At 64.8% G+C, this 24,863-nt stretch carries 21 protein-coding genes; 8 read left to right on the forward strand and 13 right to left on the reverse strand.

Features of this window, described 5'->3' with window-relative positions:
- Positions 1-24: 24 nt before the first annotated feature.
- The 3 genes from Q2M23_RS34460 to mctP all read left to right on the forward strand — a co-directional run bounded on the left by Q2M23_RS34460 (position 25) and on the right by mctP (position 2,828).
- The gene (locus tag Q2M23_RS34460; protein WP_316398423.1) at positions 25-996 is read left to right on the forward strand and encodes a tripartite tricarboxylate transporter substrate binding protein; all 972 of its coding nucleotides are present in this window, start codon (positions 25-27) and stop codon (positions 994-996) included.
- A 145-nt stretch (positions 997-1,141) separates the two neighbouring features.
- Positions 1,142-1,327: a DUF3311 domain-containing protein gene (locus Q2M23_RS34465; protein WP_057015470.1), complete on the forward strand. Its 186-nt coding sequence runs from the start codon at positions 1,142-1,144 to the stop codon at positions 1,325-1,327.
- A gap of 10 nt (positions 1,328-1,337) precedes the next feature.
- Positions 1,338-2,828, forward strand: a complete 1,491-nt coding sequence (mctP, locus tag Q2M23_RS34470; RefSeq protein ID WP_316398424.1) for a monocarboxylate uptake permease MctP — start codon at positions 1,338-1,340, stop codon at positions 2,826-2,828.
- On the opposite strand, the gene Q2M23_RS34475 is transcribed toward mctP, so the two are convergent.
- Positions 2,799-6,275: an indolepyruvate ferredoxin oxidoreductase family protein gene (locus Q2M23_RS34475; protein ID WP_316398425.1), complete on the reverse strand. Its 3,477-nt coding sequence runs from the start codon at positions 6,273-6,275 to the stop codon at positions 2,799-2,801. The genes mctP and Q2M23_RS34475 overlap by 30 nt on opposite strands.
- 157 nt (positions 6,276-6,432) lie before the next feature.
- Between Q2M23_RS34475 and Q2M23_RS34480 the strand changes: the two genes are divergently transcribed.
- On the forward strand, positions 6,433-6,888 hold the full coding sequence (locus Q2M23_RS34480) for an Lrp/AsnC family transcriptional regulator (protein WP_057015467.1): 456 nt from the start codon (positions 6,433-6,435) through the stop codon (positions 6,886-6,888).
- Positions 6,889-7,186: 298 nt separating this feature from the next.
- On the opposite strand, the gene Q2M23_RS34485 is transcribed toward Q2M23_RS34480, so the two are convergent.
- Positions 7,187-7,687 (reverse strand): hypothetical protein, encoded by a 501-nt coding sequence (locus Q2M23_RS34485; RefSeq protein WP_229190885.1) that lies wholly within the window; start codon positions 7,685-7,687, stop codon positions 7,187-7,189.
- Between the two features lie 57 nt (positions 7,688-7,744).
- A complete protein-coding gene (locus Q2M23_RS34490) occupies positions 7,745-8,098 on the reverse strand; it encodes a hypothetical protein (protein ID WP_233285997.1) in 354 nt (117 codons plus the stop codon).
- Positions 8,099-8,290: 192 nt separating this feature from the next.
- Between Q2M23_RS34490 and Q2M23_RS34495 the strand changes: the two genes are divergently transcribed.
- Positions 8,291-9,211: a LysR family transcriptional regulator gene (locus Q2M23_RS34495; protein ID WP_316398426.1), complete on the forward strand. Its 921-nt coding sequence runs from the start codon at positions 8,291-8,293 to the stop codon at positions 9,209-9,211.
- A 54-nt stretch (positions 9,212-9,265) separates the two neighbouring features.
- Here Q2M23_RS34495 and Q2M23_RS34500 read toward each other — a convergent pair whose 3' ends face one another.
- The 4 genes from Q2M23_RS34500 to Q2M23_RS34515 all read right to left on the reverse strand — a co-directional run bounded on the left by Q2M23_RS34500 (position 9,266) and on the right by Q2M23_RS34515 (position 14,044).
- A complete protein-coding gene (locus Q2M23_RS34500) occupies positions 9,266-10,321 on the reverse strand; it encodes a serine hydrolase domain-containing protein (protein ID WP_316398427.1) in 1,056 nt (351 codons plus the stop codon).
- 483 nt (positions 10,322-10,804) lie between these two features.
- On the reverse strand, positions 10,805-11,590 hold the full coding sequence (locus Q2M23_RS34505) for a fumarylacetoacetate hydrolase family protein (protein WP_316398428.1): 786 nt from the start codon (positions 11,588-11,590) through the stop codon (positions 10,805-10,807).
- A 12-nt stretch (positions 11,591-11,602) separates the two neighbouring features.
- Positions 11,603-12,967: an LLM class flavin-dependent oxidoreductase gene (locus Q2M23_RS34510; RefSeq protein WP_316398429.1), complete on the reverse strand. Its 1,365-nt coding sequence runs from the start codon at positions 12,965-12,967 to the stop codon at positions 11,603-11,605.
- Positions 12,968-12,991: 24 nt separating this feature from the next.
- Entirely contained in the window at positions 12,992-14,044 is a 1,053-nt protein-coding gene (locus Q2M23_RS34515; protein WP_316398430.1) for an Ldh family oxidoreductase, read from the reverse strand.
- Between the two features lie 403 nt (positions 14,045-14,447).
- Between Q2M23_RS34515 and Q2M23_RS34520 the strand changes: the two genes are divergently transcribed.
- A complete protein-coding gene (locus Q2M23_RS34520; protein ID WP_316398431.1) occupies positions 14,448-18,563 on the forward strand; it encodes a GAF domain-containing protein in 4,116 nt (1,371 codons plus the stop codon).
- Here Q2M23_RS34520 and Q2M23_RS34525 read toward each other — a convergent pair.
- The 3 genes from Q2M23_RS34525 to Q2M23_RS34535 form a co-directional block, all read right to left on the reverse strand.
- Entirely contained in the window at positions 18,537-18,878 is a 342-nt protein-coding gene (locus Q2M23_RS34525; protein ID WP_057015459.1) for a hypothetical protein, read from the reverse strand. The two genes, Q2M23_RS34520 and Q2M23_RS34525, sit on opposite strands and share 27 nt — an antisense overlap.
- 56 nt (positions 18,879-18,934) lie before the next feature.
- Positions 18,935-19,174 (reverse strand): DUF2171 domain-containing protein, encoded by a 240-nt coding sequence (locus Q2M23_RS34530; RefSeq protein WP_057015458.1) that lies wholly within the window; start codon positions 19,172-19,174, stop codon positions 18,935-18,937.
- Between the two features lie 72 nt (positions 19,175-19,246).
- Positions 19,247-19,717: a cupin domain-containing protein gene (locus tag Q2M23_RS34535; RefSeq protein ID WP_316398432.1), complete on the reverse strand. Its 471-nt coding sequence runs from the start codon at positions 19,715-19,717 to the stop codon at positions 19,247-19,249.
- A 219-nt stretch (positions 19,718-19,936) separates the two neighbouring features.
- Between Q2M23_RS34535 and Q2M23_RS34540 the strand changes: the two genes are divergently transcribed.
- Positions 19,937-20,536 (forward strand): DUF1080 domain-containing protein, encoded by a 600-nt coding sequence (locus Q2M23_RS34540; protein ID WP_057015457.1) that lies wholly within the window; start codon positions 19,937-19,939, stop codon positions 20,534-20,536.
- Between the two features lie 48 nt (positions 20,537-20,584).
- On the opposite strand, the gene Q2M23_RS34545 is transcribed toward Q2M23_RS34540, so the two are convergent.
- Both Q2M23_RS34545 and Q2M23_RS34550 read right to left on the reverse strand, forming a co-directional pair.
- A complete protein-coding gene (locus Q2M23_RS34545) occupies positions 20,585-22,072 on the reverse strand; it encodes a hypothetical protein (protein ID WP_316398433.1) in 1,488 nt (495 codons plus the stop codon).
- A gap of 284 nt (positions 22,073-22,356) precedes the next feature.
- The gene (locus Q2M23_RS34550) at positions 22,357-23,463 is read right to left on the reverse strand and encodes a glycoside hydrolase family 5 protein (RefSeq protein ID WP_316398434.1); all 1,107 of its coding nucleotides are present in this window, start codon (positions 23,461-23,463) and stop codon (positions 22,357-22,359) included.
- 164 nt (positions 23,464-23,627) lie between these two features.
- Between Q2M23_RS34550 and Q2M23_RS34555 the strand changes: the two genes are divergently transcribed.
- Complete coding sequence (locus Q2M23_RS34555; protein ID WP_316398435.1) at positions 23,628-23,774, forward strand: hypothetical protein; 147 nt, start codon at positions 23,628-23,630, stop codon at positions 23,772-23,774.
- A gap of 20 nt (positions 23,775-23,794) precedes the next feature.
- Here the strand turns inward: Q2M23_RS34555 and Q2M23_RS34560 are convergent, their stop codons facing one another.
- Positions 23,795-24,742, reverse strand: coding sequence for a DUF5996 family protein (locus Q2M23_RS34560; RefSeq protein ID WP_316398436.1), 948 nt, complete (start codon positions 24,740-24,742; stop codon positions 23,795-23,797).
- Positions 24,743-24,863: the final 121 nt, after the last annotated feature.

Raw genomic sequence — 24,863 nt, forward strand, 5'->3', positions numbered from 1 at the left:
TCGCCTCACCTGCCGGGGTCCGTCATGCCGTTTCGTCTCCTCGCATCACTCCTGTTCGCGCTCGCAGCAAACCTGCTGCTGCAACTGCCGGCGCGCGCCGCCTATCCCGACCACATCGTCCAGATCGTGGTGCCGTTCGCGCCGGGCGGCGGCACCGACGTCGTGGCGCGGACGCTGGCGCAGGAAATGCAGAAAGATCTCGGCGTCACCGTGATCATCGAGAACAAGCCGGGCGCCGGCACCATCATCGGCACGCAGAGCGTCGCGGCGAGTCCACCCGACGGCTACATGCTGCTGATGGCGACCTTCGCCAACGCGGTCAATCCGGGCCTCTACAGCAAGCTGCCCTATGATGCGCACAAGGATTTTGCGCCCGTGGCGCTGGTGGCGCGCTCGTTCAACGTCGTCATGGTCAATCCCGCTTCGCCGATCAAGTCGATTGCCGATCTGATCGCAGCCGCGAAGGCCGATCCGCAGAAGCTGTCCTACGGCACCTATGGCACCGGCACCTCGGCGCATCTCGCCGGCGAACTGTTCAAGCACATGGCCGGGGTCAATCTCACCACCGTTCCCTACAAGGGCGCGGCGCCCGCCATCACCGACCTCTTGGGCGGCCAGATCCAGGTGATGTTCACCACGGTGGCAAGCTGCGCCTCGCTGGTCGAGGCCGGGCAGCTGCGCGCGATCGGAGTGACGTCCGCTGAGCGCTCGGCCGCGTTCCCGCAATTGCCGACGGTGTCGGAAGCCGGCGCCTCCGGCTATGTCGCCGAATCCTGGTACGGCCTCTACGCGCCGGCGAATACGCCGCCCGACATCATCGATCGCCTCAACAGATCGGCGGCCAAGGCCGTGCAGGCGGAGGCCTTCAAGAAGCTCAGCGTCAATGAGGGCCTCGTGATGGTGGCCTCTCCTCCGGCCGAGCTCGACCGCTACTTTGCCGGCGAGGAGGCGCGCTGGCGCAAGGTGATAAAGGACGCCGGCATCAAGGCCGAATAGGCGGCATGCACCAGGTGACGATCACATCTTTTTGCGTCGCATTGCCGTAACCGTGATTCTAGACGCAACGGACCGGTTCCTGGATCGTTGCCATGATCAGCGGAACCTCCCGCCTTGAGCTGTGTCTTGCGTCAAAGAGTAGGCCATGTGGATTTTGTTGCTGCTGCCGTTCATCGGCTTGCTGTGGGTGCCGTTCTATAATTTCGTCGAGCCGTCGCTGTTCGGCTTTCCCTTCTTCTACTGGTACCAGCTCGCCTGGGTGCCGATCTCCTCGCTCTTGATCTGGCTGGTCTATCGCAGCCGCCGGCCCGATACCGACGAGCCGCGGTGAGGGGACAGCCATGACCGATCACATCGCCTGGGTGGCGCTCTCCGTCTTCATCTTCTTTTTCGCGCTCGTCACCGTGATGGGCTTCTTCGCGGCGCGCTGGAAATCCGGCCCGGTCAGCGAGCATCTCGACGAATGGGGCCTCGGCGGTCGCCAGTTCGGCACCTGGATCACCTGGTTCCTGGTCGGCGGCGATTTCTACACCGCCTACACCGTGATCGCGGTGCCAGCGCTGGTCTATGCGGTCGGCGCCTACGGCTTCTTCGCGCTGCCCTACACCATCATCGTCTATCCCTTCGTATTCGCTGTCATGCCGGTGCTGTGGAAGAAGGCGCATGCGAACGGCTACGTCACCGCCGCCGATGTCGTCCACGGCGCCTATGGCTCGCGCGCGCTCGAGCTCGCGGTGGCGCTGACCGGCCTGGTCGCGACCATGCCCTACATCGCGTTGCAGCTGATCGGCATGGAGGTCGTGATCAAGGCGATGGGGCTATCCGGCGAACTGCCGATCATCGCCGCCTTCGTGATCCTCGCGCTCTATACCTATAGCTCCGGCCTGCGCGCGCCGGCGCTGATCGCCTTCGTCAAGGACATCATGATCTACATCGTGGTGCTGACCGCCGTGGTCGTGGTGCCGGCAAAGCTCGGCGGCTACGGCGCGGTGTTCGCGGCCGCCAACGACGCCTTCACGGCCAAGGGCGGCGCCACCGGGCTGACGCTGAAGCCCGGGCAGTATCTGCCCTATGCGACGCTGGCGCTGGGCTCGGCGCTGGCGGCCTTCATGTATCCGCACACGCTGACCGGCATCTTCGCCTCGAAGTCGGCGGATACCATCCGCAAGAACGCGATCCTGCTGCCGGCCTATACGCTCTTGCTCGGCCTGATCGCGCTGCTCGGCTACATGGCCTATGCCGCCGGCATCAAGGTGACTTCGCCGAACGACGTGGTGCCGATGCTGTTCAAGACGCTGTTCCCGGAATGGTTCGCGGGCTTTGCGTTCTCGGCGATCGCGATCGGCGCGCTGGTGCCGGCGGCGGTGATGAGCATCGGCGCCGCCAACCTGTTCACCCGCAATGTCTGGAAGTCCTACGTCAACCCGGACATCTCGCACGCCGGTGAGGCGTCGGTGGCGAAGATCACATCGCTGGTGGTCAAGGTCGGTGCGCTCGCCTTCATCTTGTTCCTGCCGACGCAATATGCGCTCGACCTGCAACTGCTTGGCGGCCTCTGGATCGTGCAGACGCTGCCGGCGCTGGTGTTCGGGCTGTTCACCGTCTGGTTCCGCGCCGAAGGGCTGCTGCTCGGCTGGGCGGTCGGCATCGGCTGGGGCACGTATACGGCGTGGAGCAACGGGCTGAAGCCGCTCGCCAGCATCTCGCTCGGCGATGCCAGCTACAGCTTCTATGTCGGCCTCGGCGCGTTGCTGCTCAACATCGTCGTGGCGGTGCTCGCGACTGTCGTGGTCGGCCTGATATCACCCGCCAAGCGCCGCGCGGCGGCCTGAGCCGTCGCCTTGGTCTGACGGGGCGGAGGCAAGTCGCGCGGTGAGCCGCGCAACCTCCGCCCTGGTCTTTTCGATCGCGGCATCCTTCACCGGCCCATAACCGCGGATCTCCATCGGCGCCTTTGCCAGCGCGACGAGATCGGGCAGCCGTGCCTTGTCGAGCTTGCCGAGCATGGTCTCGATCAGCGCCTCATACCAGGTGATCAGCTCGCGCTCGGTGCGGCGCTCCGCGGTGTAGCCGAACACGTCGAACGCCGTGCCACGCAGCCCTTTCAGGCCCGCGAGCAACCGCAGCGGCGTCTGGATCCATTGTCCGAACGCGCGCTTCCTCGGCCGTCCCCGTGCATCGCGCTGCGCCGGGAGGAACGGTGGCGCAAGGTGATATTGCACCGTGAAGTCGCCGTCGAACTCCTGACTGAGTTCGTCGAGGAAGCCCGACTGCATATGCAGCCGCGCCACCTCATATTCGTCCTTGTAGGCCATCAGCTTGAACAGCGACCGGGCCACGGCGTCGGTCAAGGTCTCGCTGCCGAGCGCCACTTCGGCGCGACGCACGCGGTCGATTGTCGCCCGATAGCGCGCGGCATAGGCCTCGTCCTGATACGCCCTGAGGAAATCGGCGCGCCTCGCGATCACCTGCTCCAGCGTCTCCGGGACATCGGCCGCAGCACCGTCGGCCTTCGGCAAGAACTCCGGATCGGCGAAGGCGATCCGGCCCCAGGCCAGCGCCTGCCTGTTGCGCTCGATGGCGACGCCGTTCAATTCGATCGCGCGCGTCAGCGCCTCCAGCGAGACCGGCACCAGGCCCTGCTGCCAGGCGAAGCCGAGCATCATGATGTTGGCAAAGACGCTGTCGCCGAGCAGCCGCTCGGCCAGCGCGTTGGCGTCGATCATGGTGAGGTTGCCCGACCCGATCACTCGCTCGATCGCGCGCAAGCGAACCGGCGAGGCGAGGTCGGCGTCGCGAAAGCGCACCACGTCGCCGGTCGGCATCTCGGCGATATTGACCGCGGCGCGCATTCCCTTGCGATAGGTGCCGGATGCTTTTGCCGACGAGCTCACCACGAGGTCGCAACCGATCAGCGCGTCAGCCGCGCCCTGGTCGATCCGCACCTGATGCAGCGCGTCGGGCGTAACCGCCAGCCGCAGGTAGCTCAGCACGGGGCCGAACTTCTGCGCAAAACCGGTGAAGTCGAGCACCGAGACGCCGCGGCCCTCGAGATGCGCGGCCATCGCGATCAATGCGCCGACTGTAATGACGCCGGTGCCGCCGACGCCGGTGACAAGGAGATCATAGGGCCGCTCCAGTCCCGCAAGCTCCGGTACCGGCAGCGCGGCTGCGCGCGCCAGCGGATCGATCGCGCTCGCGCTCTTCGCCCGCCGCTTGCCGCCCTCGATGGTGACGAAGCTCGGGCAGAAGCCGTTGAGACAGGAAAAGTCCTTGTTGCAGGTTGAGAGGTTGATCCGGCGCCTGCGGCCGAACGGCGTTTCCTTCGGCTCGACGCTGAGGCAGTTGGATTCCACCGAGCAGTCGCCGCAGCCCTCGCAGACGAGGTCGTTGATGTAGGCGAAGCGCGCGGGATCCTCGATCGTGCCGCGCTTACGCCGCCGCCGCTTCTCGGTGGCGCAGGTCTGCTGATAGATCAGCACGGTGACGCCGGGAATTGCGCGCAGCTCGCGCTGCACGGCATCCATCGCCTCGCGCGGATGGATGGTGACGCCGGCGGGCAGATCCGCCGGCGAGAAATGCGCGGGATCGTCCGACACCAGCGCGATCCGCGCGACGCCCTCGGCGCGGACAGAGTGCGCGATCGCCTGCACGCTGACCGGGCCGTCGACCGGCTGGCCGCCGGTCATCGCCACCGCGTCATTGAACAGGATCTTGTAGGTGATGTTTGCTTTCGCAGAGATCGCCTGCCGGATTGCCATCGAGCCGGAGTGATAGTAGGTGCCTTCGCCGAGATTCTGGAAGACGTGGCTGTTGCCGGTGAATTTCGATGACGCCGCCCAGTTGACGCCTTCGCCGCCCATCTGGATCAGCGACGAGGTCTCGCGGTCCATCCAGCTTGCCATGAAATGGCAGCCGATGCCGGCCAGCGCCTTGGAGCCCTCGGGCACTTTCGTCGAGGTGTTATGCGGGCAGCCCGAGCAGAAATACGGCGTACGGGTCGCGCCCGGCACCGCGATCATGCGGTCCTGTTCGGGCACCAGCGCGGCAACGCGGCGAGCGAGTTGCAATTCCGGAAACATCGGGTCGAGCCGGCGCGCCAGCACGTCGGCGAGCATGCGCGGCGACAATTCGCCGGTCCAGGAGATCAGCCGCGCGCCGCTCTCGTCATGTTTGCCGACCATCCGGTCCGGCTTGGCGCCGGGATAGTCGTAGAAATACTCCTTGAACTGGCTCTCGATGATGCCGCGCTTCTCCTCGACCACGAGGATCTCGCGCTTGCCTTTCACGAACTCCATCGCATCGTGCAGCGCCAGCGGCCACACCATGCCGACCTTGTAGATGTCGATGCCGAAGCGGCGGCACGCGGCTTCATCCAGCCCGACCAGCCGCAGCGCCTCCATCAGATCGAGATGCGCCTTGCCCGTGGTGACGATGCCGTAGCTCGCATCCTTGATGTCGTAGATGTGGCGATCGATCGGATTGGCTTTCGCGAAGGCGTAGACCGCGTGCTTCTTCGCCTCCAGCCGTTCCTCGATCTGCGGGCCCGGCAGATCCGGCCAGCGATAATGCAGGCCGCCGGGCGGCGGCACGAAATCCGGTTGCACGAAACGGCGCGGCGGCCGCAGCTCGACCGAGGCGCCGGACTCCACGATCTCCGAGATCGCCTTGAAGCCGACCCACATGCCGGAGAACCGGCTCAGCGCGTGCCCATACTCGCCGAATGCGAGATATTCGCCGATATCGGCCGGATGCAGCGTCGGCATGAACCAGCTCATGAAGGCGACGTCGGACTGATGAGGCATCGAGGACGACACGCAGCCATGGTCGTCGCCGGCGACGACGAGCACGCCGCCACGCGGCGAGGAGCCATAGGCATTGCCGTGCTTCAGCGCATCGCCGGAACGGTCGACGCCGGGGCCCTTGCCGTACCAAAGGGCGAACACGCCATCGACCTCGCGATCTCTTTGCGTCTCGACCTGCTGCGAGCCGAGTACGGCGGTCGCCGCGAGGTCCTCATTCACCGCGGGCAGGAATTCGATGCGGCTGTCCTTGAGCTGCTCGCCGATCTTCCACAGTTCGAGATCGACGCCGCCGAGCGGCGAGCCGCGATAGCCGGAGATGAAGCCCGCGGTGTTGAGGCCGGCAGCGCGGTCGCGCCGCGCCTGGTCGAGCACGATGCGGACGATCGCTTGCGTGCCGGTGAGGAAGACGCGGCCGCGGTCGCGGCTGTAGCGCTCGGACAGCTGATAGGCGTCGAGCAACGGCATCTGGCCCATGACTGACCTCTCCGGGATTCGCGATGTCTGATCCGACAAGGCTATGCCTGGGGGCGTGGTAGGTCTTACCTATCCATTCATTTGTCGCGGAAAAATCGGCAGGATATTGCTGAGAACGATGTAGTTCGGTAGGATCTACCAAATCGAGGGCCTCGCAATGGTCGAAGAGCAGGACGAGAAAATCCTCGCCGAACTGCAGAAGGACGGCCGCGCCACCAACCAGCAGCTTGCGGAAACCGTCGGGATGTCGACCTCGGCGTGCTGGCGCCGGGTTCGTGCGCTGGAAGAGTCCGGTGTCATCTCGGGCTATTCGGCGCTGGTCGCGCGCGAGCGCGCCGGCTTTGCGACCTCGGCGATCCTGCACGTTTCGCTCGAGCGCCACGACGTCAAATTCGTCGACGAGTTCGTCGCGCGGGTGATGAAGCGCCGCGAGGTGCTGGAATGCTTCGCGACCACCGGCGACGCCGATTATCACCTGCGCGTCGTGGTGCGCGACATGGACGCCTACAACAAATTCCTCGACGAGTTCATGTTCCGCATCCCAGGCATCCGCCACGTCCGTACCAACGTGATCCTGAAGGAGATCAAGACCGGCGTGGCGTTGCCGTTTTGAGGTGACGACGATGATGGGGCCGCGCGCTCAATTTTGTCCCGTCACCCTGAGGAGGCCGCGTAGCGGCCGTCTCGAAGGGCGAACGGCCTCCAGCCCGGCCGTGCATCCTTCGAGGCTCGCCCAGCGGCGCAAGTGCGCCGCAAGGCTCGCGCCTCCAGCGACAAAGGCGAAGCCTTTGCGCGGGGATGACGGTCGAACCAGTCGGTAGGATGGGTAGAGCGAAGCGAAACCCATCATGGTGCCGCGGGTTCGACTTGATGGGTTTCGCTACGCTCTACCCATCCTACGAAGATACGGGTCATGCTGCCTGTTCTGTCGACTTGGTCTTCAACAGAATCATGAACACCATGACATGGCTGACCAGCAGCAGCGGCACATAGAGCGCCGGAATATAGATGCCGGCGCCGAACAGGCCGGGATCGCCGATCTTCACGCCGTTGTAATAGGCGTTGAGAAGGTCCAGCGTGCCCCAGATGTTGAAGACCCAGACGATCGGAATCGCGATCGCCCACCGCCAGGACAGCGCCGCCATCGCAAGCAGCGCGAGAACGGCGGCGACGAGATCGCCCCATCCGACCTCGCTTGCGAAATCCGTGCTCAACTGCGGCGACACGAACCCGGCCACCATGAAGTTCATGCCCAGGAACCTGAACGCATGGAACGCTGCGAGCAGTCGGAGCGCGTTATCACGTGGCATCGCGCGGACCGCCGGCCAGACGTAGGTGACGGCGACGACAGCACTTGTCAGAAACCCGCCGGCGACGCTGAGGACGAATGGAAGATTGAAGCCCGGGGGCATCGGCGGATTCCCTTGTTGTCGATCGGTTCGGCTGGCTTGCGTTCAGGACCTTGACGCTCAGGGCTTGGCGACGAGCAGGCGGAGCGGCAGCAGCGGGCCGACCCCGATGTACTCGTGATCCATCAGATCGAGCTTGGACAGCGGCAGGCCTTCCATGATCGCGTGCGCCTCGGATGCATCCTTGGCGTCGAGCAGCAAGATCACGCCGCGCCCGTCGGAGCGCGAATACCATTCGCGAATCTTGCCGTTGAGATAGAGCTGCGCGGTCTGCCGGATTTCGTCCGGCATCACGGCCATCACCTGATCGCGGGTGACGCCGGCTTTCGCAGTGAGGATGACCATCACGCCTGTGGTGATGGTGGAGGCGGCTTGGGCTTGTGCTTGAGCTTGGGCAAAGGAGGGAGCGGTCATGGAAGTGGTGCCTGTCAGAGTGAGGGTGAGAGCCAGGATTGTGTGACGGATTGTTCGCATCGGTCGCAGGTCTCCGCTCACGACGGGTGTCGTGATGTTGCATGGAGCAGCGCGCGTCGCGTTGCCGCTGCTTGTGGCTCCGATGTAGGGCAGCTTTCCGCGAGCGACTATTCGCGATAATGTTCACGGGCCATGAAGCAGAACTTCACAGTCCGGCAGGGCGCGCTCGACGGCGTCGAGGCATTCCTTGCCGTCGCCCAGCACCGCAGTTTTCGCCGTGCGGCGGCCGAGCTCGGCGTCACGCCATCGGCGATCAGCCAGGCGGTGCGCGCCCTCGAGGCGCGCCTCGGCGCGGTGCTGTTCATCCGCACCACCCGCAGCGTCGGACTGACCGATGCCGGCGAACGGTTTCTGGCGCGCGCAAGACCGGCATTCGAGGAGTTGGTCGCGGCGAGCGGGGCGGCGCGGGAGCTCGGGCAGAAGCCCGCCGGGCTGTTGCGTCTCACCGTGCCGCGCTCGGTGGTGCCGATCCTGCTGGAGCCGCTGATCGCGTCGTTCTGCAAGGCCTATCCCGAGATCGAGGTCGAGCTCGCCGCCAGCGAGGAATTGGTCGACCTCGCCGCCGGCGGCTTCGATGCGGGCATCCGGATGGGCCAGTTCATCAATCCGGACATGGTCGCGGTGCGCCTGACCAAGCCGTTCCCGTTCGCCATCGTCGGCAGCCCGGACTATCTCGCGCGCCGCGGCCGCCCCAAGCGTCCGGACGATCTGCGCGCGCACGCGTGCCTGCGGCTCCGGCGGTCGAACGGAGGGCTCGCGCCGTGGTCGCTGAACGACAATGGCCGTTCGATCGAGCTTGCCGTGTCGGGATCCTTCATCGGCCATGATTTTCCGACGCTGGTCGGCGCCGCCATCGAAGGCGTGGGCCTCGCGCAAGTCCCCGCACCGCTGATATCAGGCGCCGTCAAGGAGAAGAAGCTCGTCCGCGTGCTGGAGCCATTCGCGCCGCCGACGCCGGGCGTGTTCCTCTACTATCCCGGCCATCGCCAGATCATGCCGAAGCTGCGCGCCTTCATCGATCACGTGAAGAGCAGGCCGCGGGCCGCGCGGTGAGGAGAGCCCGGATTTGCATTGCTCGTTCACGTCATCTCGGAATGACGGGAGGGTCTAGGCGCGCTTCTGAGGATGCCAGTCAGGCACCGTCTTGACCATGTGCCAGACCAGCAGGTCGAGGGCGCGGGTCATGCCTTCCCGCGACCTGGTATTGGTGAACGCCGACCAGCAGAAATCGCCGCTGGTTCGCACCGAGATCGTCGTCGTTCCGTCCAGGAGGCCGCTGTGCCACCAATTATTGTTCGCGGTGACGAACAGGCCCTTGGCGTAGCGGGGGTTGATGGCGCTGGGGGTGCTCATGACGCGGAGGCTGTCGTCGGTCAGCAGCTGCTCAGTGTCCTTGAAGCCGTCGATATGGACGAACAGCGTCGTCAAATCGCCCGGCGTCGCAATCCAGCCGCCGTGCGAATCCATCCGGGCGACGTTCATCCGGTACGGATCGCCGGTCTGGCTGTAGTATTTCACTTCGTTGCTTGCGCGCTCGCTCAGCGTATTGCCGGCAATCTGCATGTCGGTGATGCCGCATCGCTTCAGGACGGCGTCCTTGATGTATTGCTCGTAGCTCTGGCCGCTCAGCTTTTCGATCACGCGGCCGAGGATGCAATAGCCGAAGTTCGAATAGGCATAGGCTTCGCCTGGCGGACTGGTGAGCGGCATATGCTCCAGCGTCCAGCCGATCAGTTCGCGATGCTTCAGGTTCTGGTTCATGAACATCGGATCGCGAGACTGGTTTCCCCAGGTCCCGGTGGTATGGGTCAAGAGATGCTCGACCGTGATCTGCTCGACATGGGAGCGAGACGAGCCGACTGGCATCAAGCTTGGCAGCGTGGGTGTCGTCGGATAGTCCTTGCCGAGAATGGAGCTTGCGCCGAACACATAGTCGCCGAGCCGCAATTTGCCGGCCTCGATCAGGGTGAAGATCCCGGTCGAGGTCACAGGCTTCGATATGCTCGCGATCCGGAAGCGGTGTTGCGGGGTCAATGCTTCGCCGGTCTCCCGATCCGCAACCCCGAACGCCTCGACATAAGCCGGCTTTCCCTTGATTGCGATCGCGATCGAAAGACCCGGTACATCGTAGTCCTTCATGAAGTCGGCGGCCAGGTCAGCCATCTGCTTGCGTTGCTCCGACGTCGGAAGCTCCGCGGGCTGCTCGGCAAGGGCGGTCGACGGCCCGCAAACGATCCCTGCGGCCGATAGCAGGGAGCCCTGAAGCAACGTTCGACGTGAAAGTGGCATGGCTGACTTGTCTGATGAGTGCGCGCGGACCTTATTGCGCTTTGCCCTGTGTTGTCACGATGCGAACGGCTGTGTGATCACGTCACGATGGCCCGTCGGGCAAATGCCGTCGCGAGAATGCGAGTGTGTGATCCACCAGCGGCGCCACAAACTCGCCGTCGTGCCGGCGAAAGCCGGGACGACAAATGGAGAGAGAAGCGACCCGGTCCATCACCGTCATGCTGAGGTGCGAGCGCAGCGAGCCTCGAAGCACGACGGCCCGGCTCTCGACGCAAGGATGGAGCGGCGGCCGTGCATCCTTCGAGGCTCGCTTCGCGAGCACCTCAGGATGACGGCTCTAAAGTGGTGCAACCCGCCTCACACCTTCTCCCTCACGAACCTGTTCCGCAGCGTGCCGATGCCGGTGATGTCGATCTCGACCACGTCGCCGTCCTTCAGGTCCGGCGAGGCGCCGTCGGTGCCCATCCAGATCACGTCGCCGGGCGACAGCGTGAAATATTTGGTCAGTTCGACGAGGAACGGGACGATGCCGAAGATCATCTCGTTGGTGTGGAAGCGGCCGGTTTCCTTGCCGTTGACGCGGATCGCGGTCTCCATGCGGTCGAGGTCGACATCGGTCTCGATCCACGGGCCCATCGGCTTGAAGGTATCGGCGTTCTTGGCACGCCACAGCCCGCGATCCGCCTTCTGCCAGCTGCGTTCGGAGACGTCGTTGCCGATGGTGTAGCCGAACACACAGTCCATCGCGTTGGCTTCGGTCAGATGCTTGGCTTTCTTGCCGATCACGACAACGAGCTCGCCCTCGTAATGGATCTTCTCGGTCGCGCTCGCGGGGATCACGACGTTCTCGTCATGGGCGATCAGCGCGTTCTGCGCGCGGTAGCCGATCTCGGGACGATCGGGAACGTTCGGCACGGTGCCGGCCTTGTCGGCGGCCTCTTTAAGGTGCTTCAAATAATTCAGCCCGACGCAGTAGAAGGTGCGCGGGATCAGCGGCAGCTCGATCTTGACGTCCTTCAACGCATGCGTCTTCGACGTCTTGCTCCATTCGCCGAACGGATCGCCGTTGACGGTGGTGACGGTGTCGCCCTCGACGAGGCCCCAGGATGTATTGCCTGCGGCGGTGAATTTCAGCCAGCGCATGATGATGTCCCTCTATTCCGCGGCCTGCGCGCGGGTCTTCCAGGCGCCCGCGGCCGGGCGCTTCAGTCCGAGATTCTCGCGCAGCGTCGTGCCGGCGTAATCCTTGTGGAACAGCCCGCGCTTCTGCAGTTCGGGCACCACGTGGTTGACGAAGTCGGCATAGGAGCCCGGCACGTAGCTCGCCGCGACGACGAAGCCGTCGCAGCCGCGATTGACAAACATCTCCTCCAGCCGGTCGGCGATCTCCTTCGGGCCGCCGACCATCGCGTCCTGCACCTGGCCGCGGCCGGAGAAGGTGATGAAGTCGCGGGTCGAGGGATTGGTCTTGCCGGAGGTGCGCAGCACGCCGTCGCGGATGCCGAGCATGCCTTGCATGCCCTGCAACTCCTCGGTGGTTAGCGGCTCGTCGATCGGTTTGGCGCCGAAATCGAAGTTGAGGCCTTCGGCGAGCAGCGACAACGCGTCGATCTCGAGCGGCAGCTTCTGGATCACCGCCATCCGGTCCTCGGCCTCGGCCTTGGTCGCGCCGGTGACCGGCGTGATCAGATTGCAGAGGAACATCTGGTCGGGATCGCGCCCGGCCTTGGCGGCTTCGCCCCGGATCGCGTCATAGCCCTGCCTGGCATTGGCGAGGTTGCGCGCCGCGGTGAAGATCACCTCACCCCAACGCCCGGCAAAGCGCTGGCCGCGGCCGGAGGCGCCGGCCTGGATCACGACGGGATGGCCCTGCGGCGAGCGCGGCACCGTGAACGGGCCGCGCGAGGTGAAGAATGTGCCCTTGTGGTCGAGCCGCTTCACCTTGGTCGGATCGGCGAAGCGGCCGCTCTTCTTGTCGATCAGCAGCGAACCGTCTTCCCAGGCGTCCCAGTGGCCGAGCACCACCTCCATGAACTCGTCGGCGCGGTCATAGCGATGGTCGTGCTCGAGATGCTGCTCGCGGCCCATGTTGAGCGCTTCGCCGTCATTGACCGACGTCACCACGTTCCAGGCGGCGCGGCCACCCGTCATCAGGTCGAGCGTGGCGAAACGGCGGGCGACGTCGAACGGCTCGAAATAGGTGGTGGAGGCGGTCGAGGCGAGACCGAGCCTGGTGGTGACCATGCCCATCGTGGTCAGCACCACGATCGGGTCCATCTTCACGCAGCGGATGCCGTATTCGACGGTGTGGGCGTGATCGTTGCCGTAGCGATCGGGCATTGCCAGGCGATCGTCGAAGAACGCCATGTGGAACTTGCCGCGCTCCAGGATACGCGCGATCTCCTGATAGTAGTCCGCCGACATCGAATCGTCGCGCGATTCCGGGTGGCGCCAGGAGCTCGGCAGGTTGGTGCAGTTCTGCGCCTGCAAAAAGCCAACCAGCGCCATTTGCCGTGTCATGTCGTTCTCCTGTGTCCGCAACTATCAGCGAAGGTCGAGCTCATCGGTGAGCTTGTAATCGGCGGCGAGCGCCTTGAGCTTGTCCCAGGTCGCATCCTCGATCTCGATGCCGTCCTTGCGCCGCTGCTGCTCGCGCAGATATTCGATCTCGCCGGGATAGAACACGCCGCGGCTCCCTTCCGAGGGCGGCGTCGATTTCAAATAGCGGGCGAAGTCGGCGACTTCCTTCCTGAAGTCCTTGAGCGGACGGAATGCGGCGACGTTGAACACCGCCATGAAGCAGCCGTCGTTGTGTCGGCCGGTCGGCTCGACGCCGAAGCCGAGCCCGGTCAGGAGGCCGCACAGCACCTCGACCATCGCGGCAAGGCCCGAGCCCTTGTAGCCTTCGCTGCCGCCGAGCGGCAGCAGCGCGCCGCCCTTGCGGTAGTCTTTCGGGTCAGTGGTGTCGCGCCCCTCAGCATCGATGATCCAACCCTTCGGGATGCTCTCGCCACGCGCCACCGCGAGCTGGATCTTGCCGGCGGCGACTGCCGAGGTCGCCATATCGAGATAGAATGGCGCCTCGAGGTCGGAGGGCACCGCGATCGAGAGCGGGTTGGTGCCGAGCCGGGCCTCGCGGCCGCCGAACGGCGCCACGTGTTTCGGCGAGCGGCCGGAATCGGCGGCCGCAATCCCGATCATGCCTTCGCGCATCGCCATCATCGGGTAATGCGCGAGCCGTCCGACGTGGCTTTGGCGGAACACCGTGCAGGCCGCGACATTGGCGGTCTTCGCCTTGTTGATGGTCATCTCCATCGCCTTGGCGTTGACGTGGAAGCCGAAGCCCCAATGACCGTCGATCACAATCGTGGTCGGTGTCTCCTGCACGATGGTCCATTTCGCGCCGGGCACGATGTGGCCGGCCTTGATGCGGTCGATATAGGTCGGGATTGCGATCACGCCGTGGGAGTCGTGGCCGGCGAGGTTGGCGTTGACGCAGCCGGAGGCGACTGCGCTGGCTTCCTCCTCCGATGCGCCGGCACCCTTGAGGAGTGCCGCGCCGATGCGCGTGAGACGGTCGGCCTGGACGATCGGCATGGGGATTTCCTCACGGTCTGCCCGCGTGATGCGCGGGTCGTGCTTGCTGTTGTCGACGTCATGCTCTCAAAGCGCCGAGGGGCGAGCAAGGGCAGAAAAATCCGGGCGGCCATACCGCCAGCAGGGTGCTCGCCGCCGCGATTTCACGGAGTGGAACGGGCGCGGTCGCGATGCGGAATTTGGCTGCTCGGGCGGCGCGAGCAGGACGTCCATCCGCGCCTCGCCACCCTCCGCCTCAGGCTGGCACACCGGTGTCCGTAATATCCCGGAAAACCGCCGCCGGCGTTCGTCAGCCGTTTACTTTGTCGTGCAACTTGCCGGATACGCTAACCACCACTTAGGCCTCTCGCGGGCAATGTTCCCTGCCAGATTGGAGGGGTTGGCCCCCGGGCCTTCAGGAATCGTGCAGTCGAGCATCGGGCGTACCTTCGCGGCGTTGAGTGCCACCAACGAAGCGATCCTGTACGCGAAATCACCAGAAGAATTGTACGGCAAGGTCTGCGAAGCCGCGTTCTCGAGCGGGAGCTTCCTGGCCGCGACCGTGTTTTTGCTGGAGCCGGATACCGGTCTCTTGAGGTTCGCGGCTGGCTACGGCGACGATGTCGCGCGACTATGCAGCATCACCATTTCCGCGATCGCCAACACCCCGGAGGGCGAAGGCGTGGCCGGCCGCGCGTTCCGCGACCAGAAGGCCTGCGTCCGCAACGACTATGTCAACGACGCTGTTTCGGCGGCTTGGCGCAGCGGCGCGGCAGCGGCAGGCGTCGGGGCGGCCGCCGCGGTGCCGCTGGTTTGCAACCGGCGCAGCGTCGGCGTCTTCATGGTGACGCGGCGCGAGATCAATTCGCTCAACGACGAGGCCGTTTCGCTGCTGGAGCGCATGGCCGCGAACGTGTCCTTCGCGCTCGATAATTTCGACCACGAGGCCTCGCGCAAGAGCGGCGAGCGGGCGATGCGTCGGCTTAACCGCATGTTCGGTGCGATCAGCGCAACCAACGAGGCGATCCTTCGCGCCAAGACCGAGCACGATCTCTATCAGCGGGTCTGCGATGCCGCGGTGTTCAGCGGAAAGTCCTTCGCGACGGTGGTGCTGCTGGCCGAACCCGACACGCACTGGTTCGAACCTGTCGCCGGCACCGGCGAGGCGCTCGACCTGATCACCCAGACGCGCTTCTCGACCGATCCGGACAACGTCTACGGCAAGGGGATTTGCGGCGAGGCGTTCCGGACCCAGCGGCCCTGCGTCGAGCACGACATCCCGATATCGATGGGCCCGTCGCATATGCCGATCGGCGGCAGCGGCCTGATGGCCTGCGTGGCGCTGCCGCTCACCCGGTTCGGCAAGAGCGTCGGCGTCCTGATTTTCTTCACCGGCAATTCCTGGGCGCGTGACGAGGAGATCATCGCGCTGCTCGCGGGGATCGCCGAGAATGTCTCGGTCGCGCTCGACAATTTCGGCCGTGCCACCGAAAAGGCCAAGGCCGACGCCGAGCGCGAGCGGCTGTCGCGGATGTTCGCGGCGCTGAGCGCGACCAACGAGGCGATCATGCGCGCGAGGTCGCGGCTCGAGATGTTCGAGCTGGTCTGCGCGGCGGCGGCGCATGGCGGCGGATTCAACTCCACCAGCATCCTGATCGCGAAGCCCGGCGACGATTTCCTGGAGATGATGGCGGTCGCGGGGCCTACCGCGGCAAATGCGCGCCGCCTCAACGTCTCGCGCAGCGAGGCTCGCCCCGAAGGGCGCGGCGTCTGCGGCCGGGCGTTCCGCTCGCGGCGCGCCTGCATCAACAACGATTTTCTGGGCGACGTCGCCAGCAATCCGTTCCGCGACGTCATCGACCGCGAGGATGCGCGATCGGGCGCGGCGTTCCCGTTGATCGTCGACGACGAGCCGGTCGGCGTGATGCTGTTCATCTCCGCCAAGCGCAACACCTTCTCGGCTGAATTCGCCGAGCTGCTGCAGCGGCTCGCCGACAACGTCTCCTATGCGCTCGGCAGCTTCGACCGTGCCGACGAGAAGGCGCGGACCGAGGAGCAGAAGGAGCGGCTGCGGCGGATGTTCGCGGCGCTGAGCGCGACCAACGAGGCGATCATGCGGGCGAAATCCCGCAGCGAACTGTTCGATCTGGTCTGCGATGCCGCGGCGGTCGGCGGCCAGTTCGTCTCGGCCACGATCAGGCTGGTGCGGCCGGGCGAGGTCTTCCTGGACAATGTGGCCGCCTCGGGCCCGGACCGGGTGCGGGCCCGAGAGGTTCAGCTGTCGGCCGACGCGACGCGTCCGGAGGGACAGACGCTGACCGGCGTTGCGATCCGCACGCGCAGGCCCTGCATCAGCAACGACTATCTCAGCGATTTCGGCCCCGAATCGCACGTCTATCCGGCCGTGCGCGACAGCGGCAGCAAATCGGGCGCAGCCCTGCCGCTGCTCAAGAACGGCGAGGCGATCGGCGCGCTGGTGTTTCTCTCCAGCGAGTTCGGCACCTTCAGCCCGGAGATGATGGCGCTGTTGCAGCGGCTTGCCGAGAACGTGTCGTTCGCGCTTGCCAATTTCGATCGCGCCGACGAGAAGGCGCGGGACGACGAGCAGAAGGAGCGGCTGTCGCGGATGTTCGCGGCGCTGAGCGCGACCAATGAGGCGATCATGCGGGCGAAGTCCCGCGCAGAATTGTATCGACTGGTCTGCGCGGCGGCGGCGACCGGCGGCAAGTTCACCTCGACTACGATCGCGCTGGCGCAGACCGGAAGCGACTATCTGCGGATCGTCGCGATTGCGGGGCCGGCGGCGGAGGGCGCGCGCCAGGTGACGCTCTCGACCAGCGAGGCGCACCCCGAGGGGCGCGGCGCCTGCGGTCGGGCGTTCCGCTCCGGCAAGGCGTGCATCATCAACGACTATTTTGCCGATCCCGAGACCGCCGCTTTCCATGAGCGCGCGCGGCTCGATGGAACGCAGTCCAGCGCCTCGTTTCCGCTTGTTGTCAGCGGGCAGGTGGTCGGGGTCATGATCTTCGTCGCGATCGACAAGGACACGTTCACGCCGGAGTTCGCCGAATTGCTGCAGCGCCTTGCCGACAATCTGGCGTTCGCGCTCGAGAGCTTCGATCGCGCCGATGAGAAACACAAGGCCGACGAGCGCATCGAATATCTTGCCTCGCACGACAGCCTGACCAATCTGCCGAACCGCGAGACGTTCAACGAGATGCTGCATCACGCGATCTCGGCGGCGGATCGTCATCGCCGGCAGCTCGCGGTGCTGTTCATCGATCTCGACCGCTTCAAGGTGATCAACGACTCGCTCGGCCACGACGCCGGCGATATGCTGCTGGTGGCGATCGCCGAGCGGCTGCGTGGATCGTTGCGCGCGAGCGACGTGGTGGCGCGGCTCGGCGGCGACGAGTTCGTGGTCATCCTCGAGGAAACCGCCGAACGGGACGACGTCGAGCGCATCGCCGGCGATCTTCTGGTTTCGCTCAGCCAGCCGCTGCAGCTCAGCGGGCATGAGTGCCACACCACGGCCTCGATCGGCATCGCGATGTATCCGGCCGATGGCTCGGACGTGCAGACGCTGACCAAGAATGCCGACATGGCGATGTATCTCGCCAAGGAAGACGGCAAGAATGGCTTCCGCTTCTTCTCCAACGAGATCAGGGCGCAGTCGATCGAGCGCTTGACGATGGAGAGCGCATTGCGCCACGCACTCGAGCGCAAGCAATTCTCGCTCGACTATCAGCCCAAGGTGGACATGGCGAGCGGGCAGATCAGCGGCGTCGAGGCGCTGCTGCGCTGGACCCATCCCGAGCTTGGCAAGGTATCGCCGGGGCAGTTCATCCCGCTTGCCGAGGAAACCGGCCTGATCGTGCCGATCGGCCGCTGGGTGTTGAAGGAAGCCTGCGGGCAGAACATGGCGTGGCAGCGCTGCGGCCTCAGGGCCGTGACGATGGCGGTCAACCTTTCACCGCGGCAGTTCGGCGATCCGAACTTGCTCGACGACATCGACGCGGCGCTGGAGGAGAGCGGCATGTCGCCGGCGTTGCTGCAGCTCGAGGTCACCGAGAGCATGGTGATGCGCAACGTGACGCGTGCGGTGCGCGTGCTCGACGCGATCCAGAATCGCGGCATTCGGCTGGCGATCGACGATTTCGGCACCGGCTATTCATCGATGTCGCTGATGAAGCAGTTCCCGATCGACACCATCAAGATCGACCGCTCTTTCGTGCGCGACCTGCCCAATGATTCCGAGGACGTCGCGATCGCGCAGGCGATCATCTCGATGGGCAAGGCGCTTGGCATGACCATCGTCGCCGAGGGCGTCGAGACCTCCGAGCAGCAGGAATTCCTGCGCGCCCATGCCTGCGACGAGATGCAGGGCTTCCTGTTCAGCCGGCCGCTGCCGCCGCGCGATCTCGCCGAATTGTTGAAGCCGTCGCAGGCAGAGGCGTCGCCGCCGTTGCAGCCGTCGCTGGATGGCGAGGAGACCAGCGTGGCCGGGCCGGATCTAGGGCGGAAACGCGCTGTCGTCTGACGGCTGCACGGGCAGGTCGCGAACGTCGGAATCGGTTGATTCGACCTTGCGCGAGAAATCATAGGGCCACGGCAGGATGTCCTGGCCGGCCAACGTCTGGCGCAACACAACGGCAGCCTCCGCAAAGCTCGCGCCGTCGGCAAGGCGGAGCTGGCGGCTCCAGGCGGATGGCAGCGGTTCGGCGGCATCGCGCATCTCGAATGCCGGCCCCCACCACCAGGCCGGCGCGGGCGGCCGTTCCGGTTCCGCAATGGCGCGCCAGCGCGCGAACTCGTCGACGATGCGGGCAAATTGCAGCTTGGCGGCGGGATGCATCGAAGGCCCTTCCTTGGGCCGGGATGATAGCATCGCTCCCACCCCGCGCAACGCGGCTATTGGCGGCCGTGCTGCCAATGCGCCGTCACGTCGGAGCCCGATTTGTTGAGGTGGACGTGCTGGTCGACATGGTCGACCCAGGACAGCGGAATGAAGTGATGGTGCTGACCGTCAGGCGAGCTTTGCTTGGTCAGCTTGATCTGGTCGGTGCCTTCCATGTGGTCGACCTTGCCGACCGTTTTCTTGTCCGACGAGATCACATCCATATGTTCCCGAATATCAGCGGCGTTTGCCATGCGTCATTTCCTCGTCATGATGATGAGGGGATGAAACGCCGCCTGGATGCAAAGGTTGCTAGCCGGTTCCGGCTACTTCTGCTCGACCTCGGTCGCGGTGGCCGGGCCTTCGCCCATGATCAGCAGCACGGCGTCCTCGTCCTTGGCGCCGTCCCAGTGCACCTGCTTGCCGAAATGGGTGACGAAGCTGCCGGCCGGCATCGCCACGGTGCCGTGATCGGGATCGAATTTTGGACCCGAGCCCACCCACCAGGTGCCCTTGAGCACCACGATGTAGCGGTCGTTGGGATGGAAATGCGGACGGCTGAAGTGATTGCCCTTGGTCCATTTGGTGTAGACCATGTAGAAGCCGGGCTTCGAGGGATCGCCGACCACGACCGCATTCTGCGCGCCGCGCGCGTCAGCCGGGCTCCAGGGAATCTGATCAGGCAGCTTGTAGGTCACGGCGGCCGGATTGAGCTCGGCCGCGGAGCTGACGCTCAGCGTCGCGGCAAAAGCCAACGGCATCATCAGATATCGCCAAGGTCGGTTTGACGCCGTCATCGGTATGCTCCCAGATCGGATTACTCGGGCGACTGCCGCGCCCGTACGTCGCGCGATGCTAGTCGTCCTCGCTTCCGCCCGGCAAGACGCCGCCGTGCATGTCTGATCTCAGGATTGCGGCAACGATCCGTGACACAACGCAGTTGCAATATGAAAAAGCATTTACGCCGCCGCAGACGATGATAGGTTGCGCGCCAACCAAAAGACGGGAGGATAACCTTGAAGAAGCATCTGTCGATACTGGCGGCGGGACTTGTGATCGGTGCGGCCGCGCTGCAATTTTCCACCGCCGCCTCGGGGGACGACGGCTGGGTCACGCTGCTCGACAGCTCCAAGAAGGGTGACTGGGACGAGGTCGGCAAGGCCAATTGGGCGATGAAGGACGGCGCGCTGGTCGCCGACAAGCTCGACGGCAAGGATCTCTCCTATCTCGTCAGCAAGACCCAATACAAGGATTTCCAGATCAGGGCGGAGTTCTGGACCGACGAGGATGCCAACAGCGGCATCTTCATCCGCTGCGAAGGCAACAAGGTGATCGACTCCAAGGTCTGCTACGAGGTCAACATCTTCGACAAGCGGCCGGACCCGACCTACGGCACCGGCGCGATTGTCGACGTCGGCAAGGTCGATCCGATGCCGAAGGCGGCCGGCAAATGGAACGTCTACGAGATCACGGCGCAGGGGCCGCATTTCGTCGTGACGCTGAACGGCCAGAAGACCGTCGACGCCCAGGATTCCAAGCACGCCAACGGCTATATCGCGCTCCAGTATGGTTCGGGCGTGGTCAAGTTCCGCAAGGTGCAGATCAAGCCGCTCTGACGGCGCAGGTTGAGGGGGGCCTCGGTCGCACTGCGACGAGGCCCGTCCTCATTGAGGAGCACTGTCGGTCGCAGAGACCTTCCGATCGTCACTCTGCGTGCGCAGATGATGGCCGATCACGAGCCCGGTCAGGCACAGCAACAGCCCAAGTGCCGGCGGCGCAAACAGCGCCTCTTCCTGGAAGATGCCGTTCACCAGCACGACCATCGTGCCGAAAGCGGCGAGCCCCTGGATGAGGATTCCCGACGAGGCGTAGAGGCGCCAGGCCTTCAGCGCCATCGCCAGGAAGTAGCCAAGCGGCACCAGTGAGCCGATCCCCATCTGGTAGAGCAGCACGCCGACGGCGCTCTCCACCGCGCCGTCCATCGTGCCGGCCGCCTGCGCTGCGTTCCAGTCGATCGAGAAATAACTTTCGGAGAGATTGCCGCCGACGCCAAGTCCGCGGCCGATCGGATTCTGCCGAAAGCCGTCCCACCCGCCCATGAAGCCGATCACGTGGAAGTCGCCGATCTGGAGTCCAATATAGATCGCCGCGATGGCGTACAGCACGAGCCCGACCAGCGCGACGGCAAGGGTGATGGTGGCGCCGAGCAGCCAGGTTGCCGTCCAGGCCAGGGCCACGAAGATGACCAGGATGAGCGCGCCTTTCACGCTACAGCAGATCAGCAGCGGGATCGCAGCCAGCGCCAGCCAGCGATATCCGACCGCGAACAGGAACAGGATGGAGAAGGCGATCCCGTAACCGAAGCTGATCGGGCTCATATTCGGTCCGAAGATACGCAGCAACGACGAAAGGCCGAGGTCCTCGAACAACGGGCTGTTGAGAAAGCTGAAACGGAAGCGATCGATCAGATCCACCGGCACCCTGCCGGTTGCGCGCATCTCGGCTTCCCAGGATCCGGAGCGGGTCGCCTTCAGCTCGTCGAAATGCCAGAACGTGTAGCCGTTGGTGATGGAGAGCCAGAAATCGCGGAACAGCAGTTCGACATATCCGCAGACGATCAGCAGCGCGGCAACCGTCACCAGGAACGGCGTGATGCGGATCTCGAAGGTTGCGGCCGTCAGCAGCGATAGCTGAAACAGAAACAGCGGCAGCGCAATGTTGCGCAGATAGACGAGGGCCGCGTGCGAGTCCTGCGTGGCGCCGAGCAGGAAATACGCCGTTACGGTTGCGAGGGTGATCAACCCCCATTTCATGATCCGGTCGATCTCGGCGGAATGTTTCCGCTCGTGCAGCGCGTAGAGCGCCAGCGTGACCAGCCACATCACCGCGATGACCAGGAAATTGTAGCCCTTGACGAAATCCATCTCCTGCTCGGTCGTCATGTAGGACGACAGGATCGAGACGAAGAGGTTCTGGAAGAAGATGATGAAGATGGCGATCGACGGCGCGTAGGCCGGCACCGCGAGCACGATGGCGCAGCCGATCAGACTTTCGACGACGATCGCGAGCCCGGCGTTGGCCACCTGCATGATCGGCGCGAATGCGATCGATGCCACGGCGATGCCGAGTGCAGGAATCAGATCGCCGGCCAACAGCGGCCGCGGGGCTATCTCTGCTCGCACAGGCTCTGACCTAGCGTGACCGGACGTGTGGGCGTGCCACACCGCATCGTCGATCTAGTGTCCCGAATCCGAAGTTCGCATCATTTGCGGCACCTTCGGAGCGAACTTCGGATTCGATAAGGACACTAGCAAACTTATGAGTCTAGTGTGCTTTATGAATGCGAAGTTCGTGAAAGTGGCTGCCGCGAAATCGCACGAACTTCGCATTCAGCACACTAGCCGCGCATTGTGTAAGAACCGGTTAACCAGATGGGTCAGCGGGTCCCGAGCAGGGCCCTCAGCGCCTCGCGGTCGACCTTGCCAGTGACCGGGTCGGCGAGGCCGAAGCCTTGCGACAGCTCCCAATGGGTCCAGCCCCAGCATTGTTGCCGGGCGTAGGCGGTCACGCCGGCGAGCCAGCGCAGCCGGCTATCGCGCGGCGCGCCGGCCTTGAGCACACCGAATTCATTGATGATGATCGGCCGCGAATATTGCCGTTGCCAGGCGGCCGCCGGTTCGAGCCATTTGTCAATGCCGCGGTCGGGAATGGCACGGTCCACCATCGCGAGCGCCTTGCGCCTGTCCAGCGCGGTGAGTTGCTCCCGCAGCTGCTGTACCTTGGGATCGTCGGAGCGGACCGGATAGGGCAATCCGGTGACGTCGTGCAGCGGTTCATTCGGATCCCAATGGGCCTGATGGGTGAACACCATCGGATCGTAGAAGTGGATGGCATAGACGACGTTCGGATCGTCGAGCGGAGTGAAATCCGGCAGCGAATCCGCGCGCTGCCAGTTGACCGGCCCGGTGACCAGTGTGGTCTGCGGCAGCAGGCCGCGAATGAAGCCGGCCAGCTCCCGGACTTCGCCCTGCCATTGCGCGGCCTCGACATCCGGCTCGTTCAACAGTTCCGCAAACACACGGTCGGACGGATAGCGCTGCATGACCCGTGCGAGCTCGGTCCAGGCGCGCTTCATTTCGGTCATCGCATTGGGCGGATCGTCCTTGTGTAGCGCGTTGAAGCGCTCGCCGGAGTGCAAGTCGATCGACACCGCATAGCCGAGCGCGAGCAGGGTCTTGAGCGCCGCATCGACGGTGCGCAGGCGGCCGTCGATCTCGGCTTTCGCGGCGAAGCGCGGCATGACGAAGTCGGCGGGCACCGGCAGCCGGATGTGGGTCATGCCGGCCTTGCGCAGCTCGCGCAGCAGGGCGCGGGGTGGCGCCGACCGCGGATCGGCGATCCAGCCGTCGGCATTGACGCCGCGTGACAGCGCCTCGAGCCGCTCGGCCGGGACGCCTTCGATCAAGGCGGGACAGGCCCGCGCGGCGACCGACAGCAGAATCGACGCGCTGACCGCGAGGGCAAGGATCGATGGCCGCGTCATGACCGATCAGCGTGCGATGGTTGTCGCGGGATCGTGACGGGTTGCGGGGCGCTCACGAATATACTGCCTGTAGTGTTCGAGCCGGCCGGGGTTGCGGGGCATCGTCCGAAAGATAGCTCGGCGATGCAACGATGCGGTAAAGGCGTAACACGAAAATTTAACTTATGCGCCTTCGCCGACTATCCACGAGAATCGCAAACGAAGCGTTTGGTCGCGACCGCGCCGTGCTGGCGCTGCGTCACTATCCGAAATTCCCCGCGCGGCTGAAGCAGGCGCTCGGCAAGGCGACCCCGTCGCGCGAAGAGGATTGAGCCGCCGGCACAGCGCGCCGCTAGATCCCTCGGACCACGCCCGGCTGGCCCGGTGCGCATTCCAGCGCAGCACGGTCCCAGTTCGCGTTGATGGCCGCGGCCTCATAGCTCGATTGCAGGAATTCGAGCAGCGCCTTGTCCGGGTCGGCAGCCGTCCGCACGGCGTCGTAGGGCAGGATGAATTCGCCAAGCGCTTCGCTGAAGAACGCAGCATCGGGTCGCACCGGCGTGCTGCGATAGCCCGCGGGTTCCGGATAGGCGTAGGAATAGAACGCAGGATAATCGATCGCGCCGCCGCCCGGCCAGAAGCCGGCGCTGCTGACCTCGTGCGAATAGGCCTCGTGTGCCACCTCGTCGGGCAAATGGGGCACGCCGCCGGGATGCCGCGGCGCGGTTCTGCCGGAAAACCGCGTCACCGCGAGATCGAAGCTGCCCCAGAAGAAATGCACCGGGCTCGCCTTGCCGAGGAAGCCGGTCCGGAATTGCTTGAACACGCGATCGCAGTTCACGAGGATCCGGTGAAACTGGCGCACGGCATCCGCGTCGTACGACGCATGCTGCGTATCCTGCGAAAAGCGGATCGGATCGGCGACTTCGTTCGGTATCTCGTCAATGGCGACGTCGATGCCGAGGTCCTTCAGATTGCTCATGACCGCCGCGTAGAAGCTTGCGACCGATTGACCGGCCAGCGCGAATTGCCGTTCGGTGCCGTCGCTGGTCGAGATGCGGAGCACGTGATCGATGAAATCGAAGTCGATCTGGAACGTGCGATCGCCGTCGGGGATCGGCGAGGTCGTCAGCCCGCGCGCCGTGACATAGAGCGTGACGTGCCAGGAGTGATTGAGCCAGGGCGACTTCGCCAGCCGGATCTTGCCGGCGATCTGGGTGAAGAGCTGGAGCGTGGCACAGCTGTCGCGCCACGCCGCGGTCGGCAGTTCCGGCCAGCGGGTCTTCTGTGTGTTGGTCATGACAAACCTCTGGGCTGCGCAACGTACAGTGTTTCGGCTATTACGAATTGGTCGCGATGACCTCGGGGGAACCGATCCTCTCGTTCCGCGCGACGTGCTCTGGTCGGCGAAGCGCACGAAC

Origin of the sequence: Bradyrhizobium sp. 33ap4 (assembly GCF_032654765.1) — a bacterium.
Classification (GTDB): Bacteria; Pseudomonadota; Alphaproteobacteria; order Rhizobiales; family Xanthobacteraceae; genus Bradyrhizobium; species Bradyrhizobium australafricanum.

Coding starts and splice junctions, on each gene's coding strand:
- Q2M23_RS34460 (WP_316398423.1), top strand. CDS start 25: ATGCCGTTTCGTCTCCTCGCATCACTCCTGTTCGCGCTCGCAGCAAAC.
- Q2M23_RS34465 (WP_057015470.1), top strand. CDS start 1,142: ATGTGGATTTTGTTGCTGCTGCCGTTCATCGGCTTGCTGTGGGTGCCG.
- mctP (WP_316398424.1), top strand. CDS start 1,338: ATGACCGATCACATCGCCTGGGTGGCGCTCTCCGTCTTCATCTTCTTT.
- Q2M23_RS34475 (WP_316398425.1), bottom strand. CDS start 6,275: ATGGGCCAGATGCCGTTGCTCGACGCCTATCAGCTGTCCGAGCGCTAC.
- Q2M23_RS34480 (WP_057015467.1), top strand. CDS start 6,433: ATGGTCGAAGAGCAGGACGAGAAAATCCTCGCCGAACTGCAGAAGGAC.
- Q2M23_RS34485 (WP_229190885.1), bottom strand. CDS start 7,687: ATGCCCCCGGGCTTCAATCTTCCATTCGTCCTCAGCGTCGCCGGCGGG.
- Q2M23_RS34490 (WP_233285997.1), bottom strand. CDS start 8,098: ATGACCGCTCCCTCCTTTGCCCAAGCTCAAGCACAAGCCCAAGCCGCC.
- Q2M23_RS34495 (WP_316398426.1), top strand. CDS start 8,291: ATGAAGCAGAACTTCACAGTCCGGCAGGGCGCGCTCGACGGCGTCGAG.
- Q2M23_RS34500 (WP_316398427.1), bottom strand. CDS start 10,321: ATGGCTGACCTGGCCGCCGACTTCATGAAGGACTACGATGTACCGGGT.
- Q2M23_RS34505 (WP_316398428.1), bottom strand. CDS start 11,590: ATGCGCTGGCTGAAATTCACCGCCGCAGGCAATACATCCTGGGGCCTC.
- Q2M23_RS34510 (WP_316398429.1), bottom strand. CDS start 12,967: ATGACACGGCAAATGGCGCTGGTTGGCTTTTTGCAGGCGCAGAACTGC.
- Q2M23_RS34515 (WP_316398430.1), bottom strand. CDS start 14,044: ATGCCGATCGTCCAGGCCGACCGTCTCACGCGCATCGGCGCGGCACTC.
- Q2M23_RS34525 (WP_057015459.1), bottom strand. CDS start 18,878: ATGCATCCCGCCGCCAAGCTGCAATTTGCCCGCATCGTCGACGAGTTC.
- Q2M23_RS34530 (WP_057015458.1), bottom strand. CDS start 19,174: ATGGCAAACGCCGCTGATATTCGGGAACATATGGATGTGATCTCGTCG.
- Q2M23_RS34535 (WP_316398432.1), bottom strand. CDS start 19,717: ATGACGGCGTCAAACCGACCTTGGCGATATCTGATGATGCCGTTGGCT.
- Q2M23_RS34550 (WP_316398434.1), bottom strand. CDS start 23,463: ATGACGCGGCCATCGATCCTTGCCCTCGCGGTCAGCGCGTCGATTCTG.
- Q2M23_RS34555 (WP_316398435.1), top strand. CDS start 23,628: ATGCGCCTTCGCCGACTATCCACGAGAATCGCAAACGAAGCGTTTGGT.
- Q2M23_RS34560 (WP_316398436.1), bottom strand. CDS start 24,742: ATGACCAACACACAGAAGACCCGCTGGCCGGAACTGCCGACCGCGGCG.